Origin of the sequence: Paeniglutamicibacter cryotolerans, from assembly GCF_014190875.1 — a bacterium.
GTDB classification, from domain to species: domain Bacteria; phylum Actinomycetota; class Actinomycetes; order Actinomycetales; family Micrococcaceae; genus Paeniglutamicibacter; species Paeniglutamicibacter cryotolerans.
The window spans coordinates 1,002,189-1,016,042 of record NZ_JACHVS010000001.1 but is presented as its reverse complement, the minus strand read 5'-3'; the positions used below and the strand labels follow the sequence as shown (position 1 = coordinate 1,016,042).

Annotated in this window: 11 protein-coding genes; 9 read left to right on the top strand and 2 right to left on the bottom strand. The window is 65.2% G+C overall.

The features are described from left to right. Positions 1–374 precede the first annotated feature (374 nt). The gene (locus E9229_RS04865; protein ID WP_183510144.1) at positions 375–1,583 is read left to right on the top strand and encodes an aminotransferase class I/II-fold pyridoxal phosphate-dependent enzyme; all 1,209 of its coding nucleotides are present in this window, start codon (positions 375–377) and stop codon (positions 1,581–1,583) included. Between the two features lie 89 nt (positions 1,584–1,672). After that, positions 1,673–2,074 carry a DUF2695 domain-containing protein gene (locus E9229_RS04860; RefSeq protein ID WP_183510142.1) on the top strand — a complete coding sequence of 134 codons (402 nt, stop codon included), beginning with the start codon at positions 1,673–1,675 and terminating at the stop codon, positions 2,072–2,074. Here E9229_RS04860 and E9229_RS04855 read toward each other — a convergent pair. Further along, complete coding sequence (locus tag E9229_RS04855) at positions 2,071–2,508, bottom strand: acyl-CoA thioesterase (protein ID WP_183511882.1); 438 nt, start codon at positions 2,506–2,508, stop codon at positions 2,071–2,073. The genes E9229_RS04860 and E9229_RS04855 overlap by 4 nt on opposite strands. Positions 2,509–3,062: 554 nt before the next feature. Here E9229_RS04855 and E9229_RS04850 point away from each other — a divergent pair. The 6 genes from E9229_RS04850 (at position 3,063) to E9229_RS04825 (ending at position 11,818) form a co-directional block, all read left to right on the top strand. Next, positions 3,063–4,970, top strand: a complete 1,908-nt coding sequence (locus E9229_RS04850) for a hypothetical protein (protein ID WP_183510141.1) — start codon at positions 3,063–3,065, stop codon at positions 4,968–4,970. A gap of 198 nt (positions 4,971–5,168) precedes the next feature. Beyond that, positions 5,169–8,360, top strand: coding sequence for a variant leucine-rich repeat-containing protein (locus E9229_RS04845; protein WP_183510140.1), 3,192 nt, complete (start codon positions 5,169–5,171; stop codon positions 8,358–8,360). After that, on the top strand, positions 8,357–9,214 hold the full coding sequence (locus E9229_RS04840) for a GDSL-type esterase/lipase family protein (RefSeq protein WP_183510139.1): 858 nt from the start codon (positions 8,357–8,359) through the stop codon (positions 9,212–9,214). The genes E9229_RS04845 and E9229_RS04840 overlap by 4 nt, the downstream gene beginning before the upstream one ends. A gap of 61 nt (positions 9,215–9,275) precedes the next feature. Beyond that, entirely contained in the window at positions 9,276–10,016 is a 741-nt protein-coding gene (locus E9229_RS04835; RefSeq protein WP_183510138.1) for a flagellar basal body-associated FliL family protein, read from the top strand. A gap of 96 nt (positions 10,017–10,112) precedes the next feature. Beyond that, the gene (locus E9229_RS04830) at positions 10,113–11,066 is read left to right on the top strand and encodes an ABC transporter ATP-binding protein (protein WP_246380359.1); all 954 of its coding nucleotides are present in this window, start codon (positions 10,113–10,115) and stop codon (positions 11,064–11,066) included. Next, entirely contained in the window at positions 11,063–11,818 is a 756-nt protein-coding gene (locus E9229_RS04825) for an ABC transporter permease (protein WP_183510137.1), read from the top strand. Before E9229_RS04830 ends, E9229_RS04825 begins: the two co-directional genes overlap by 4 nt. Before the next feature lie 134 nt (positions 11,819–11,952). Here the strand turns inward: E9229_RS04825 and purB are convergent, their stop codons facing one another. Further along, positions 11,953–13,362: an adenylosuccinate lyase gene (gene purB / locus E9229_RS04820; protein ID WP_183510136.1), complete on the bottom strand. Its 1,410-nt coding sequence runs from the start codon at positions 13,360–13,362 to the stop codon at positions 11,953–11,955. Positions 13,363–13,556: 194 nt separating this feature from the next. Between purB and E9229_RS04815 the strand changes: the two genes are divergently transcribed. Beyond that, positions 13,557–13,844, top strand: a complete 288-nt coding sequence (locus E9229_RS04815; protein WP_183510135.1) for a hypothetical protein — start codon at positions 13,557–13,559, stop codon at positions 13,842–13,844. The last annotated feature ends 10 nt before the right edge of the window (positions 13,845–13,854 follow it).

The window sequence follows — 13,854 nt, the reverse complement described above, 5'->3', positions numbered from 1 at the left end:
GTTCTCCGGGCCGGAAACATGCCCGGAGGCCTTCGCCGCCGGGCTCCTGACTCCGGAAGGACCTTCCTGCACGGGGCATGCGGCGCCGCTCATGACAGAGGAGCTGTCATCGCGGGCGATGGCAACTCCTCTTTTGCGGACCGGGCTGATTAGCGCGCGCAGGTGCAGCGTTCGGCCGCTGCCACGTCGCCCAGGGCGTCTTCAATGTGCTCGCCGCAACCGGCCCAGGTGGGCTTCGAGCAGGTGTCGCAGGTGACCTTCTTGCACATGGGTGCTCCTTCGTTACGTGGCTGGTTCTCCAATAATCCTACCGGGGCTCGGCGGTGTGGCAATGTTGAATTCGAAGCCCCGGTACCCGACAAAGGAGCAATCCAATGAATCAGCAGTTGAAGGTGGCAGGTCGGGCACAGGTTCCGCCCTTTGGCGTGATGCGCATCTTGGCCCGGGTCACCGAACTGCGCTCAGCCGGTCGTGACGTGATCTCGCTGTGTGCGGGGGAACCCGGCAGTGGTGCCCCGGCAGCGGTCTCGGCCGCTGCCGCACGGATCCACGCTGAAGCCCGCCCGCTGACCTACACCCCGGCACTGGGCATCACTGAACTGCGCGCCGCGATCGCCGGACATTACCAGCGCTGGTACGGCATCGAGGTCCCGGTCCGCAACGTCGCCGTGACAACCGGCAGCTCGGGCGCCTTCATGCTTGGTTTCCTGGCCGCGTTCAACCCCGGTGACAGGGTCGCGCTGGCCCGTCCGGGGTATCCGGCCTACCGGAACATCCTGCGCGCCTTGGGCGTCGATGTCGTGGAGATCGATTGCGGTCCGGAAACGCGCTACCAGCCGACTCCCGGACAGCTGGCTGCCGCATCCCGGGAACACGGGCCGCTCGCCGGGCTGATCCTTGCCTCACCGGCCAACCCCACGGGCACGATGGTGACCCGTGCGGAATTCGAGGCGCTGACCAGGTGGTGCGCCGAAAACGCAGTGCGTCTTGTCAGTGACGAGATCTATCACGGCATCACCTACCCAGCGCCCGGCGCCGAGGACGCCCGCGGTGTCTGTGCCTGGGAGCTGGGCCGCGATTCCATGGTCATCTCCAGTTTTTCCAAGTACTGGGGCATGACCGGTTGGCGGCTGGGTTGGGCGCTGGTACCCAATGACCTGATCGATGCGGTGGATGCCCTGGCCGGCAACGTGGCGCTCTGTCCTCCGGCGCCGGCCCAATATGCGGCACTGGCTGCCTTCGATGAGGAATCATACGCACAGGCTGACCGCGAGGTCGAGGCATTCGCCGCAACCCGTGAAGCGCTGCTGGCCAATCTGGGCCGACTGGGCTGGGGTGCCGCGGCTCCGGCCGATGGTGCCTTCTACTTCTATGCCGAGCTGGGCGGCGCTCTGGGCAGTTTCGCCGACGCCGGCGAATATTGTGCCGCACTCCTGGAAGAGGAGGGCGTCGCACTGGTCCCGGGCGCTGACTTCGATTCGGCCGCCGGCCGCAAGGCGGTCAGGCTCAGCTTCGCCGCGGGCCACGAGGCGGTTCTTGGTGCGATCGAGCGGATCATCCGCTTCCAGTCGAAAGTCCGGTAGGACAAAACCACGGCTTATCCACACCGCAGCCACGCGCGGAGGTGGTGTAGTGCCTGGCGGGTGACCATTTTCCCAGGAGGTCAATGGTCATGGATCAATACATGTCGCCCCAGCTGGAGAACCAGCTGCTCCCACTCCCGGAGCAGCTGCCGCTGGATGGCGAATGCCTGCCCTGCTTCGTCCACCGAATGCTCAACCGCGAATGTGTCGGGTTGAAATGGACGACGGCATACCGCGATGCCCGGGCACCGCGGGCCACCGCGATCGAGCGGAAGTTTGCCGAGCTCGGTGGTCATTGCGATTGCGAGGTCATCGCCAACGTCTACCGGAGGACTCCCGAAAAGTGGATGCTCCCGACGCCCCACGAAGTTCGCGCTACCCCGTCGCCCGCGTGCCTCCGCGTCAGGAAGGGATGCATCCGCCCCTGCGCCCTCTGGGTGAAACGCGAGGGCGTCCAATGGGGCAGGCCGCATGCCAAGCGAGCCGATTAGCCTTCCGGCGCGACAACGGGCCGGATATGCTCGCTGGGAACCCGGTCGCGGTCGTAGGTGATCTCCGTGTAGCCGTGGGCGGCGGGCAGGCCATCGGTGCCCATGTTCACGAAGACGATCTTTTCGATGGTCAGGATCGACTGGCGTGTGAACATGTTTCGGACCTCTGCCCGCATGGTCAGCGAGGTGCGCCCGAAGGCCGTCGCCGTCAGGCCCATCTCAATCAGGTCGCCCTGCTGTGCCGAGGAGACGAAATTGATTTCCGACATGTATTTGGTCACCGCATGACCGTTGCCAAGCTGGACGATCGCGTAGATTGCCGCCTCTTCGTCGATCCAACGCAGCAGGCTGCCACCGAAAAGCGTGCCATTGGCGTTGAGGTCTTCGGGCCTGACCCATTTGCGGGTGTGGAAAGTAATGTCGCCTGTATCCATGCAATTGACAGTACCGGTCGGGGTCTTGTGCAGGGATTTGCGTGACGTTCCCGACCAGGTTGGGTGTCGGAGGTTTGCGGTGGTCCTGCTCTCGTGCTGGTTTTTCTTCCATTGGTTTTGCGGGGAGCCCCGGTCCTGCACAGTTTCAGAAAAACCCAGCTTTCGGCTTTCTGGGGAGGGGAAGCGGTGCCATGGGTTTGGCTGCACGGTGGTTTCAACGGCCTCGAGTGCCGCTGAAATTCATTTGGATAGTATTATTCAAATTGGCATATTTCATGATGGTTCGACGAGTCGCAGCAGAGAATTCGCATCCTGCAAACACGGGGAGCTGTCGGGTTTCGGCTGTGGGTTGAAGCGGTACCCTCACTTATTCGGGTTGATCACCGGATTTCCGCGGAAACCCGGCCGGTCGACACCACCTAACTCAGGGGACAGTTATGTCGACACAGGGCTACGCGAACGCACCGGGAGGCGGGCATCTGCCGCCGCCTCCGCCGCCGGCAACAGGAGGTGCCGGACTACCTCCGGTCCCGCCGCTCCCGCCGGTTTCGACGGTGCAGCGGAAGAAACCGTCCAAGAAGCTGATCGTCATTTCCTCGATCGTGCTGGTGGTTCTGGCGGCGGCGATCGCCGGCTTCTTCATCGTCCAGAACATCCTGCGCGGAGGTGCCGCAAGCCCGGAGGAAGCCGCTCAGAAGATCGCCTCCTCGATCAATGGCAAGGACTTGGTTTCCCTCTACGGCATGATCGCCCCACGGGAACGCGACGCCGTGATGAGGGTGACGGACCAGGTCCAAAAGACGTTCAAGGACCAGGGAATTGCTGAAGCGATTGCCAAAACCACCAGCGAAGCACCGGTGGATTCCGAATTGTCCCTCGATGGCGTGGACATTTCAGTCTCAGGGGCCCCTCCGGTGGTGACAAAGATTTCCGATGACTATGCACTGGTCCGCTACGGCTCGGGCGAGATCACGATGACGGTCCGCCCGCAGGAAACTAAAGGCGTGCTGCGCGCGGGTTTTGAATCCAACGGCAACATGGAGGTCATCCAGGAAACCCAGTTCATCGCCGAATTAGGTCCCAACAAGACCGGGATCACCCTGGTTGCCTCGAAGTCCGGTGGACGCTGGTACGTGAGCCCGATGCTGAGCGCACTTGATGCGGCCGGCGCTTGGAGCCAATACGCGGACTCGAACGAGTCGGGGGACTTCCGGGGATACTTGCCCGATGAATTCTCTCCGGGCGGCAGCAACCCCGAAACTGCGGCAGCCAACGGCGTGAGCGCCCTGGTGGACGCCGTCACGCAGGGTGATCCCCGGTTGCTGGCCCCGGCCCTCGCCAAGGACGAGGCGACAGCACTGTACCTCTATGGAGGGCTGTGGAATAGCTCGGGTGCATCGTATGGCGCACCGCAGCTGACCCTGGGAGACGTCAACTTCACCGCCGGTCCGGTGATGGGCAATCGCGCGCACGCCATCGCCAAGAACGTGAGCCTCGGCAGCGACGGCGGGCGGGCCGTCATCACCGAAAAGTGCATTGAAGACTCGCAAAACACGCAGACCTGCCTGAACGGTTCGGGGTTCTTTGATGTTGACGGGAGCGGAATGGAAAACGCCATGTCGGTGGCGAGCATTGACGGAAAGTTTGGCTTGACCACAGTCAAGGAAGACGGTGTATGGAAGGTCAGCTTGTTGGATACGACAGCCGACATGGCCTCCAGCTGGTTGAAGTCACTGACCCCGGAGCAGACGCTAGTCTTCCTCGGCATGGAACGCACGACGGCATCGGGTGGTGAACTGCAGCTCGGGGCGACGTCCTCCGTGGAATTCAACTCGGCCGGATACGCGGTACGTACGATGAACCTCGATGAGCGGCAGAAGGTCGTGCTCAGATCCGATGAAACATTGACGGTATCCGTCCATGCGGAGGGCGCCGGCGGAAAGCTGACCCAGGATGACTTCAGGTGCAACCTGTCGCGCGACTATGCCGGCTGTGAGTTGGACCCGGGGCGCTATGTGCTGGTTCTTGACGCCAAACCCAGCGGCTCCTGGGCCAACGGTTTCCGGGAGGGCGGCAACGGCTTCACGATGAGCGCCGACGTTGCCATCGAACGTCACGTCGATCCTCCGCTGATCGACGGGTCGACCGAGGGACGGCAAGTCTCGTTTGGATACGGGCTCGAGAACGTGCGGGTCGAGATTCCCGAGAAGACAAACAAGAAGCTGTTCCTTGAGTTCCCGGATGGTGTGACCGTGCCTGGACCGGTGACCTTCACCGTGGGTGATGAAAACTGGAATACCGAAGGTGACCGCGAGTTCACCGTTGATGGACGCAAGGCCAGCCGGCCGGAAATTCCCCTGCCGATGGAGGCCGGTGGATTCACGCTCACCATCGCTCCCGCAGAGGGGGACATGGATGCGTGGTGGGGAGTTGATCCCCGGCTTTTCTTCGCAGACGAGTAACCGGCTGGCGCGCAACAGGAACCGACGTTGGTGGCGGATGCGCGCCCGTTTCAGCGGACACGAATGAAAGCCCCGGCCGCAGAGGGGATTGCTGATTCAATGGAGTAAAGCAATCATCAGACCACCGCGCCCCTCTTGGCCGACCCCACCACGATGCTGGAGGGTTCGGCAGCAGTCGCAGACAGCAGGAAAGTAACGATGACCGTACCCAGTAACTTGCCGGCGCCCCCGCCGGACTCCGCGCGGCCGCAATACAGCGGCACCCCCCAGCAGCAGGTCGCGACACCGGGCCAGCACCCAGCGCCCGCCGTGACCCCGAACCCGTTTGCTGGAATCCCCGTCCGCGACTATGTCGTGGATGCACTTGCGGCAGTGCTGTTGATTATTTCGCTCTTCATGGTCTGGACATATCCGGGCTCGGCCGGGAACCTCGTGCAGGCTTCTTCCAGCATCGCCGTCCTGCTCATCACGATTCTGAGCATCTTGTCCCTGGGCCTGACCTATCTGTGGCGGGCCGGGGCCTTCGGTGCATCGTGGAACTACCGCAAGATGCAGGACCTGAGGATCGCCGCGAACATTCCTTATGTGGTCCTTTTCCTGGTTTATCTCGTCATGATCCTCATCAGGGGCGGTGCCCTTGAACGCTCCGGTGCGCTGGGGCAGGCCGCAGCCTTCGGCCTGGCCGGGGCGCTGCTGGCCGCCCAACCGCGCAAGGCCGAAATGGGCGGGCAGCCCGCGGACGTCGTCCGCGACCAACGCTGGACCTTCGTCCTGCTGGGCGTTGGGGCGCTGGCCGTACTCGTGGGCTTTGTCCAGCTCATCAAGATGCTGGTCGGCCTGAACGGCTCGGGCAGCTGGTTCCTGCTCTCGACCATCAGCTCCGGATTGCTGGTCCTCTACCCGATGGTCGAGCTGGGCCGGCGGATCTACGCCCGGAGTGAACCGGCCCGTCTGGCTGCTGTCGGGCTGGGCCTGGCCGGAGCCTTCCTTGCGCTGGTATCGCTGGGCAGCGGGTTGGAAGCCAACGCCACCCTCTTCGGCGACCAGTTCGTCTTCTCCGCGTTCATGTGGCTGCCCTTCGGTGCCGCCGCCGCCGCGCCATCCATCTCCCGGCGGATGCTGCCGGTGGAGCCCAAGAGCAAGTGGATCCAGGTGGACCACCTGCTGCTGAACATGACCCTGGTGCTGGCCACGGTCTCCATCCTTAGTACGATCGGCACGATGGTCGCCATGCGCGGCTACTCCACCGGGCCGATCACCGCCCAGCTCGTGATGACACTGCTCTTCTCCGTGATCATGGGCGTTGGTGCCATGGTCGCCAAGCAGTCCTTCGCCGCCAGCCCTGCACGGGCATACAACCTTCTGAGCGCCTATGCCGGCATCGTCTTCGTGCTCTTCCTGGTCGTGGTCATCATGGCCGCGAGCAACGGATACGGAACCGGGTGGATGGCAGGACTGCTGCTCTTGATCACCTTCGTCGTTCCCGTTGCGCTGCTCGGCCTGCTGTGGGCCCCGGCTTCCAACCGTGCCGCATACAAGGCACTGAAGGGCACCCCGCAGGTGAGCCGTGGGTTCAGCTTCGATGGGGTTCAGGCACCGGACGCGTCACAGCCGGCGCCCGCCGCTTCCCCCGCCGGAGCCGACCAGGCTGTGGCCGAGGCGGCAAACCCAGCCACATCCGGTGCACGCCTACGTGAGCTGGCGCTGAACTACCCGCACACCCGTGAGGCGATCATCGGCAACCCGGCCACCTACACCGACCTGCGCGACTGGCTCGTTCAGCAGCGTCCAAGCAGCCCGGCACGGGAGCCGGCGGTCGCCGAACCGGTTGCCGTGGAGGCCGTCGATCCGTTGCTGGCCGAGGCCACGAGCCCGACCACCCCCGCTGTACGTCTGCAGGAACTCGCCGGAGCACACCCGCAGCTGCACGAGGCAATCCTGGCTAACCCGGCGGCCTATGACGGGCTGCGCGATTGGATCATCGACCAGCGTCAGGTCCAAGGCGCGCTTGTTCATGCCGTGGTCGAACCGGTCGCTGGCATTGAGTCGGTATCGGTGGAAGCGGAGCTGGTCCCGGAAGCTGCCATTGAGGCAGCCCCGCTTGAGGCAGCCCCGGTAGAAACCGTCGCCGAGGAGCAGCCTGCAGTGGATGAGCAGCCGGAGCCGGTCGTTCCGGTAGGCGACGCCACCGAAGGGATCGAGGCCGAAACAGCTCCGGTTGCCGAGGAAATCGTGCCAGTGGAACCGGTCATCGCTGAGGCTGAGCCCGAAGCTGAAGCTGAAGCTGAAGCTGAAGCTGAAGCTGAAGCAGAAGCAGAAGCAGAAGTCGAAGCCGTGGTCGCCGAGCCGATCATCGGTGCGCAGGATTCGGTGGAGGCCGACACCGCAGTGGAGGAACTAGTCGAGGAAAAGCCGATGACCGAGGGAGTGGACGTCGAATCCGAACTCGTCAAGCCGAAGGCGGACTTCTCCGACAGCATCGGGGGAGCGGGGGACGACACGATTCTGCGCGCCGATCCCGCCCCGGTTGCCGACCCCATGCTGGACGAGGCCACGAACCCGGCCACGTCCGCTACTCGGTTGCAGGAACTGGCCGGCGCCTACCCACAGCTGCATGAGGCCATCCTGGCCAACCCAGCGGCCTACGACGGGCTGCGCGCGTGGATCATCGCCCAGCGGCCGGTCCATGCGGAACCGGCCGAGGCCGGGAATGCCCCGGAGGCCAATGCAGCGCAGGAGGAGACCGCTGTCGTTTCCCCGTCCCAGGAAACCTCGGAGGAAACCCTCGCCGGCTTCGAAGTCGACGATTCGCAGACGGTGCTTCGCGGAGCGACCCCTATAGTTCCCGTCGTCGACCCGATGCTGAAGGAGGCCTCCAACCCGGCAACGCCCGGTGTGCGGCTGCAGGAACTTGCGGGTGCACACCAGTACCTGCATGCAGCGATCCTGGCCAACCCGGCGACCTACGACGGGTTGCGCCAGTGGATCATCTCCCAGCAGCCGATCCAGCAGGTTGCAGCCGTTGATCCGTTGGTAGCCGAGGCTTCCAACCCGGGGACCGCGCCGACGAGGCTGCAGGAACTTGCAGGTGCCTACCCGCACCTGCATGAGGCCATCCTGGCCAACCCCTCCGCCTACGATGGACTGCGCCAGTGGATCCTCTCGCTGGCCCCGGGCAGCGGGCAGGGCCAGCCGTCCGACACGGAAGACCTGCTGTTAGCCGAGGCTTCCAGCCCGGCCACGGCGCCGGCACGGCTGCAAGAACTCGCGGCAACCCACCAGGAGCTGCACGCTGCCATCGCCGCCAACCCGGCTGCCTACCCGCAGCTGCTTCAGTGGCTGTCACAGGTCAACTCGCCGGGAGTCGCCGAAGCGCTGAACCGGCGATGAGCAGGTGGTTGCGTGCGACGGCGCTGATGTTGGCGTGCGCAACCGTCCTGCTGGTGTCCCCGGCGCTGATCGGCTTGGGGACTCGCATCGCGGACCCGGCCACGGAAACGCAGTCTGTTCAGGCCCGCTTGCGTGCCACTCCGGAAGAAGTGCTCGCGGGAATCGACGGGCCCTCCGACACCCGGAGCGTTGTGGCCTGTTCGCGGGCAACAGTTGCCGACTTCAGCGGAACCGCGGAGCACCTGTTACCTGGGCGGCGGGAATTTCCCAACCAGTTGGCGGCCATCCGTGCCCGGCGGCCCGATGTAGTGGTGCTGCTGGTCGGGGCCAACGACATCGGCTTTCCGGAGCTCCTCGATGACTGCCTGGTGCGTGAGGCATTCGACTGCTCCACCGACCCGGCGATCGCGTCGAGGACGGTCGGGTTGATGGCTGACCTGGCCCCGCGGCTGGAGGCGCTATACACACGGCTCCTGGATGACACCGGCGCGCAGGTCATCGTACCGGCCTATCCCGACCTGCTCGACGGTTCCGGCGCCTGCGGGCGCATCAATGGGGCCGAGCGGACGTGCGGACGCGCGGTGATCTCCCCGCTGAACTCGACCATCGCCAAGGCGGTGGACAAGGTCGGGCGCGGGCACCGCGACGGGGACCGGCTGCGCTTCGTGCCCGAAACGGCAGCGGCGCTGGGGGATCACGGTCCCTGCAGCGATGATGCCTGGATCAATCCCTACGGAGTGGTTTCACTGCTCAATGCGGCAGGCTCCAGCGCCCGGGCCCAGGAGGTCCTGCATCCGACGGCCACCGGCTATGCCGCACTGAGCCGGGTCCTGATCCCGCACCTGGGCGGCTGATCCGGACGGTGAAACACCAATAGACTTCCGACAACGACAACTCGCACTGAAACGGATCGACATGCCCTTTAACGCACCGCCACCTCCACCTCCGCCCGCACAGTTTCCGGAATTCGTTCCGGAATTCAGTCAGGAACCGATTCCCCCGAAGAAGGGCAAGGGGCCGGCCCTCCTGATCGGTGCCGTGGCTGTCCTGGTGATCGGCGTCCTCGCCATCGGAGCCATCTGGTTCCTGAACAAGGCGGCAAAGCCGGACAGCATGGCGGCTCCGACGCATGCGGTATCGGCAACCCCGTCGGTGACCCCGTCCCAGAGCCCGGCAGCGACTCCATCGGCCACCCCGGTGGCTACGCCGACTCCGTCCAAAGAGCCGTTCGCGTCCTCAAGCGCCGCCGCCTCATCAGGAGCGGCCCAGTGGTCCAAGGCCCCGACCCCGGTCGAGGCGACGTCGGAAGACCAGGGCGAGGCATACCTGAAACCGGGCGAACGGACCGCCGAAGACCGACGCCTCAGCTACCGGCACTGCGCCGATGGATCACTGGTGGCCCTCGCCGAGACGGCCAAGCACTACCTCTCCATCTGCGATGTCAGCGGCCGCCTGTTCTACCGCGGTGAGGGGAAGAAATCCGGCAACATCATGGACCTGCCAGCGCAACGAATCGGCTATGACGGTTTCGAGGCCACCACCGGTAGCGGGTCGGGCAAGACCACCTACTACTTCGATCATGAACGGCTCCAAGTGGTGATCGGTTCAACGACCCAGGCCGATGATCCGATCACCAACTACAACACTTGGGGGTAGAAAAGCCCTTCCCACGATCCACCCATGGCTTCCGTCATGGCTGGATCATGACATCTGCAACTTCTGCAGCGGCGTAAAACAGTCAATAATCGAATCATGAGAGAAAGTAGTGACCAGATGACGGGGTACGCGGCGCCGGCCCTACGTCTGAGTGGCGTGCGCAAGGTCTTCCGCACCTCCGATGGGCCGTTGGCAGCAGTCGACGGTATCGACCTGGACATTGGCACGGGTGAGATCGTCGCGTTCCTCGGGCCCAACGGCGCTGGGAAGACCACCACCATCGACATGATGCTTGGGCTCACCACACCCACTGCTGGGACGGTCGAGGTCTTCGGGTCCAGTGCGCAGGCCGCTGTGATCCGGGGCGATATATCCGCCGTGCTGCAGACCGGTGGATTGCTGCGGGACCTGAGCGTGCGCGAGACCGTGACCGCCATTGCCGCGCTGCACGGGGCCAAGGACCGCATCGACGAGGTCATGGAACGCACCGACATCCAGTCGCTGGCCAGGCGCCGGGTCTCCAAATGCTCCGGTGGGGAACAGCAGCGGCTGAAGTTCGCCCTCGCGCTGCTGCCCGATCCACGGTTGCTGATCCTCGACGAGCCCACGGCCGGCATGGACGTCGGGGCCCGCCACGCGTTTTGGGACACGATGCGCCAGGATGCATCTGCGGGGCGTACCGTCGTCTTTGCCACGCACTACCTCGAAGAGGCGCAGGATTTCGCCGAGCGCACCATCCTCATCGGCAAGGGACGCGTCCTCGCCGACGGGCCGACGGCGCAGCTGCGGGCCATGACCGGCGGCCGGAAGGTGAGCGCCGATCTCGATGAGCTGCCCGGGCCGCCCGATGCCGACCCCCGCCTGCAACGGCTGCGGGAACTACCCGGCGTCAAGTCAGTCTCCCTGCGCGGCACGCGCCTGGAAGTCACGGGAAGCGACTCCGATGCCATCGCCCGGCTGCTGCTGAATGACCTGGGAGGCAGGGACCTGGAAATCATCGCCCCGACGCTCGAATCCGCCTTCATCGAACTGACCGGAGAAGGCAAATGAACCCGACCTATATCCGGATCGAACTGACCCGGCAATCCCGCGACACCGGCAACCTGATGTTCGCACTGCTGCTTCCGGTGGTCATGTACCTGCTTTTCGGCAACACCTTCGGTGGCGGCGGGGAAACGGCCGGTAACGGAAACGTCCGTTTCTACGTGATGGCATCGATGGCCGCCTACGGTGCCGCCGTCGCCACGACCGGCATCGCCGGAACGGCTGCCACCGAATCAATGCTCGGCTGGGGCCGGCAGATCGCATTGACCCCGATGCGCCCGGCGGGTTTCGTCGGTTCCAAGGTCACCGTCGCGTTGATCGTCGCCGCCGTCGCGGCGGGAATCGTCTTCCTGGTTGGCTTGGCCACCGGCGCGCAGGCAGATGCGCCGTGGATCTGGTGGACCAGCTATGGCATTGCCGTGGTCGGATCGTCGATGTTCGCCTTCTACGGCATGGCAGCGGGGCTGGTCTTCAAGTCGGAGACGGCAATCGGTGTGGCCAGCGGTCTGCTGGTCTTCTTCTCCTTCTTCGGCAACGTCTTCATGCCGCTCAGCGGGACGATGCTGGATATCGCCCGGTTCACGCCGATGTACGGCTACACCGGGCTCGTGCGGTACCCGTTGACGGAGGGCTTTGCCTCCGGCGGCGGCGCCGTGTCGGACACGGTGCCCACGCTCCTGGCCAATGTCGTGGCCTGGACCCTGATCTTCGCCGTCGCCGCGTTGCTTGCGGTGCGCCGTTCGCGCCAACGCCGGTGAGCGGTGCGGAGGATGTCGCCGGGCGCCGTCGGAGCCGGTCCCGGGAACGGAACAGCGCTGCCCGCGCTCCCCTAAAGGGGAGCGCGGGCAGCGCTGTTCGTGGCAGTCGCCGGATCACTCCGGCAGGCATGTTGTTACTTCTTGAGGTGGTCCACCAACTGCGAGGCGATGCCGTTGTACGTGCCCGGGGTCAGCGCCAGCAGGCGTGCCTCGGCCGCGGCGGACAGGCCCAGGGAGGAGACGAACTCCTGCATGCGGGCCGCGTTGACGCGCTGGCCGCGGGTCAGGTCCTTCAGGCGCTCGTACGGGTTTTCCATGCCGGGGACGCCGGCGATGGCCTCGGCGCGCATGACCATCTGGATGGCCTCGCCGAGCACCTCCCAGTTATGGTCCAGGTCGTCCGCCAGCACGTCGGCTGCGACATCGAGGCGGTCAAGGCCCTTGGCAACGTTGGAGATCGCCAGCAGCGAGTGGCCGAAGGCCGTGCCGATGTTGCGCTGGGAGGAGGAATCGGTGAGGTCGCGCTGCCAACGGCTGGTGACCAGGGTGGAACCCAAGGTGTCGAGCAGGCCGTTGGAGATCTCCAGGTTGGCTTCGGCGTTCTCGAAGCGGATCGGGTTGACCTTGTGCGGCATCGTGGAGGAACCGGTGGCGCCCGCGACGGGGATCTGCGCGAAGTAGCCGATCGAGATGTAGCTCCACACGTCGGTGCACAGGTTGTGCAGGATCCGGTTGAAGCGGGCCATGTCCGCGTACAGCTCGGCCTGCCAGTCGTGGGATTCGATCTGGGTGGTCAAGGGGTTCCAGCTCAGGCCCAGGCCCTCGACGAAGGTGCGTGAGACTTCCTGCCAGTCGGCCGCCGGGACCGAGGCGTAGTGCGCGGCGTAGGTGCCGGTGGCGCCGTTGATCTTGCCCAGGTACTCGGTGGCCTCGATGCGGTCCAGCTGGCGGGTCAGGCGCCAGGCAAGTACCGCCATTTCCTTGCCGAGGGTGGTCGGGGTGGCTGGCTGGCCGTGGGTGCGCGAAAGCATCGGCACGTCGCGGGATTCCGTGGCCATCGCGGTGATCTGGGCGACCAGGGTGCGGGCGGCGGGCAGCCAGACATTGTTGACGGCGTCGCGGACGCCCAGGGCGTAGGCGAGGTTGTTGATGTCCTCGGAGGTACACCCGAAGTGCACCAGCGCGGTCAGCTTGGAGATGCCGATGGCTTCAAGGCGACGGCCGATGTAGTACTCGACGGCCTTCACGTCGTGGACGGTCACTGCCTCGATCTCGGCAAGTTCGTTGACCGAGGCGGCGTCGAAGCCGGTCACGATGGCGCGCAGGGCCTCGCGCTGTTCGGCGCTCAGCGGCGAGGTGCCGGGAAGGACGGAGTTGTCCGTCAGGTGGATGAGCCATTCGACTTCCACGTGGACGCGGTCGCGGTTCAGTGCCGCTTCGGAGAGGTGGTCGACCAGCGGGGCGACGGCCGAACGGTAACGACCGTCCAGGGCGCCCAGGGCGAGGGGTTCGGATGCAAGGGAGATGCGCGCGGTTTCAGCCATGATGCCCATTCTTTCATGTTTGCCGGAGCCGGGGAGTCCCGATGCCATCCACGTGAAGTCGACGGCCGCCGCTGTCCACATTCCTGCACTCCCGCCGAGCCGACATGCCGACGCAGTCCTAGCGTGGAATATCGCGGGCCCGGCCGGGCCCGCGGCATCCGGTACCGGGGCACGAAGGGAGATCGTGGGGGCACATGCTCGAATCGATTGCCGAGGACATGATGATCAGGCTGGCGGCCGCGCGCGGATCGGTGATGCGCGGGCGCGAACAACTGGCGGTGGTGCTGGCGCTGCGCTGGGAATCCCCGGCCGGGCAGGCATTCAACCGGCGGTCCGGGGAACTGCATCTGCAGCTGCTTGACCTGGATGCCCGGATGGGGTCGGCTCAGATTCAGCTGGCGGCGGCGCGCGCTGACCTGCTGGAGCTCGAGGCGGCGATCCTCGCGCAGTCGGCGGCCCCCGTCTACCCGTTCATGCGGTAGCCGGCGGTGG

Coding starts and splice junctions, on each gene's coding strand:
- E9229_RS04865 (WP_183510144.1), top strand. CDS start 375: ATGAATCAGCAGTTGAAGGTGGCAGGTCGGGCACAGGTTCCGCCCTTT.
- E9229_RS04860 (WP_183510142.1), top strand. CDS start 1,673: ATGGATCAATACATGTCGCCCCAGCTGGAGAACCAGCTGCTCCCACTC.
- E9229_RS04855 (WP_183511882.1), bottom strand. CDS start 2,508: ATGGATACAGGCGACATTACTTTCCACACCCGCAAATGGGTCAGGCCC.
- E9229_RS04845 (WP_183510140.1), top strand. CDS start 5,169: ATGACCGTACCCAGTAACTTGCCGGCGCCCCCGCCGGACTCCGCGCGG.
- E9229_RS04840 (WP_183510139.1), top strand. CDS start 8,357: ATGAGCAGGTGGTTGCGTGCGACGGCGCTGATGTTGGCGTGCGCAACC.
- E9229_RS04835 (WP_183510138.1), top strand. CDS start 9,276: ATGCCCTTTAACGCACCGCCACCTCCACCTCCGCCCGCACAGTTTCCG.
- E9229_RS04830 (WP_246380359.1), top strand. CDS start 10,113: ATGAGAGAAAGTAGTGACCAGATGACGGGGTACGCGGCGCCGGCCCTA.
- E9229_RS04825 (WP_183510137.1), top strand. CDS start 11,063: ATGAACCCGACCTATATCCGGATCGAACTGACCCGGCAATCCCGCGAC.
- purB (WP_183510136.1), bottom strand. CDS start 13,362: ATGGCTGAAACCGCGCGCATCTCCCTTGCATCCGAACCCCTCGCCCTG.
- E9229_RS04815 (WP_183510135.1), top strand. CDS start 13,557: ATGCTCGAATCGATTGCCGAGGACATGATGATCAGGCTGGCGGCCGCG.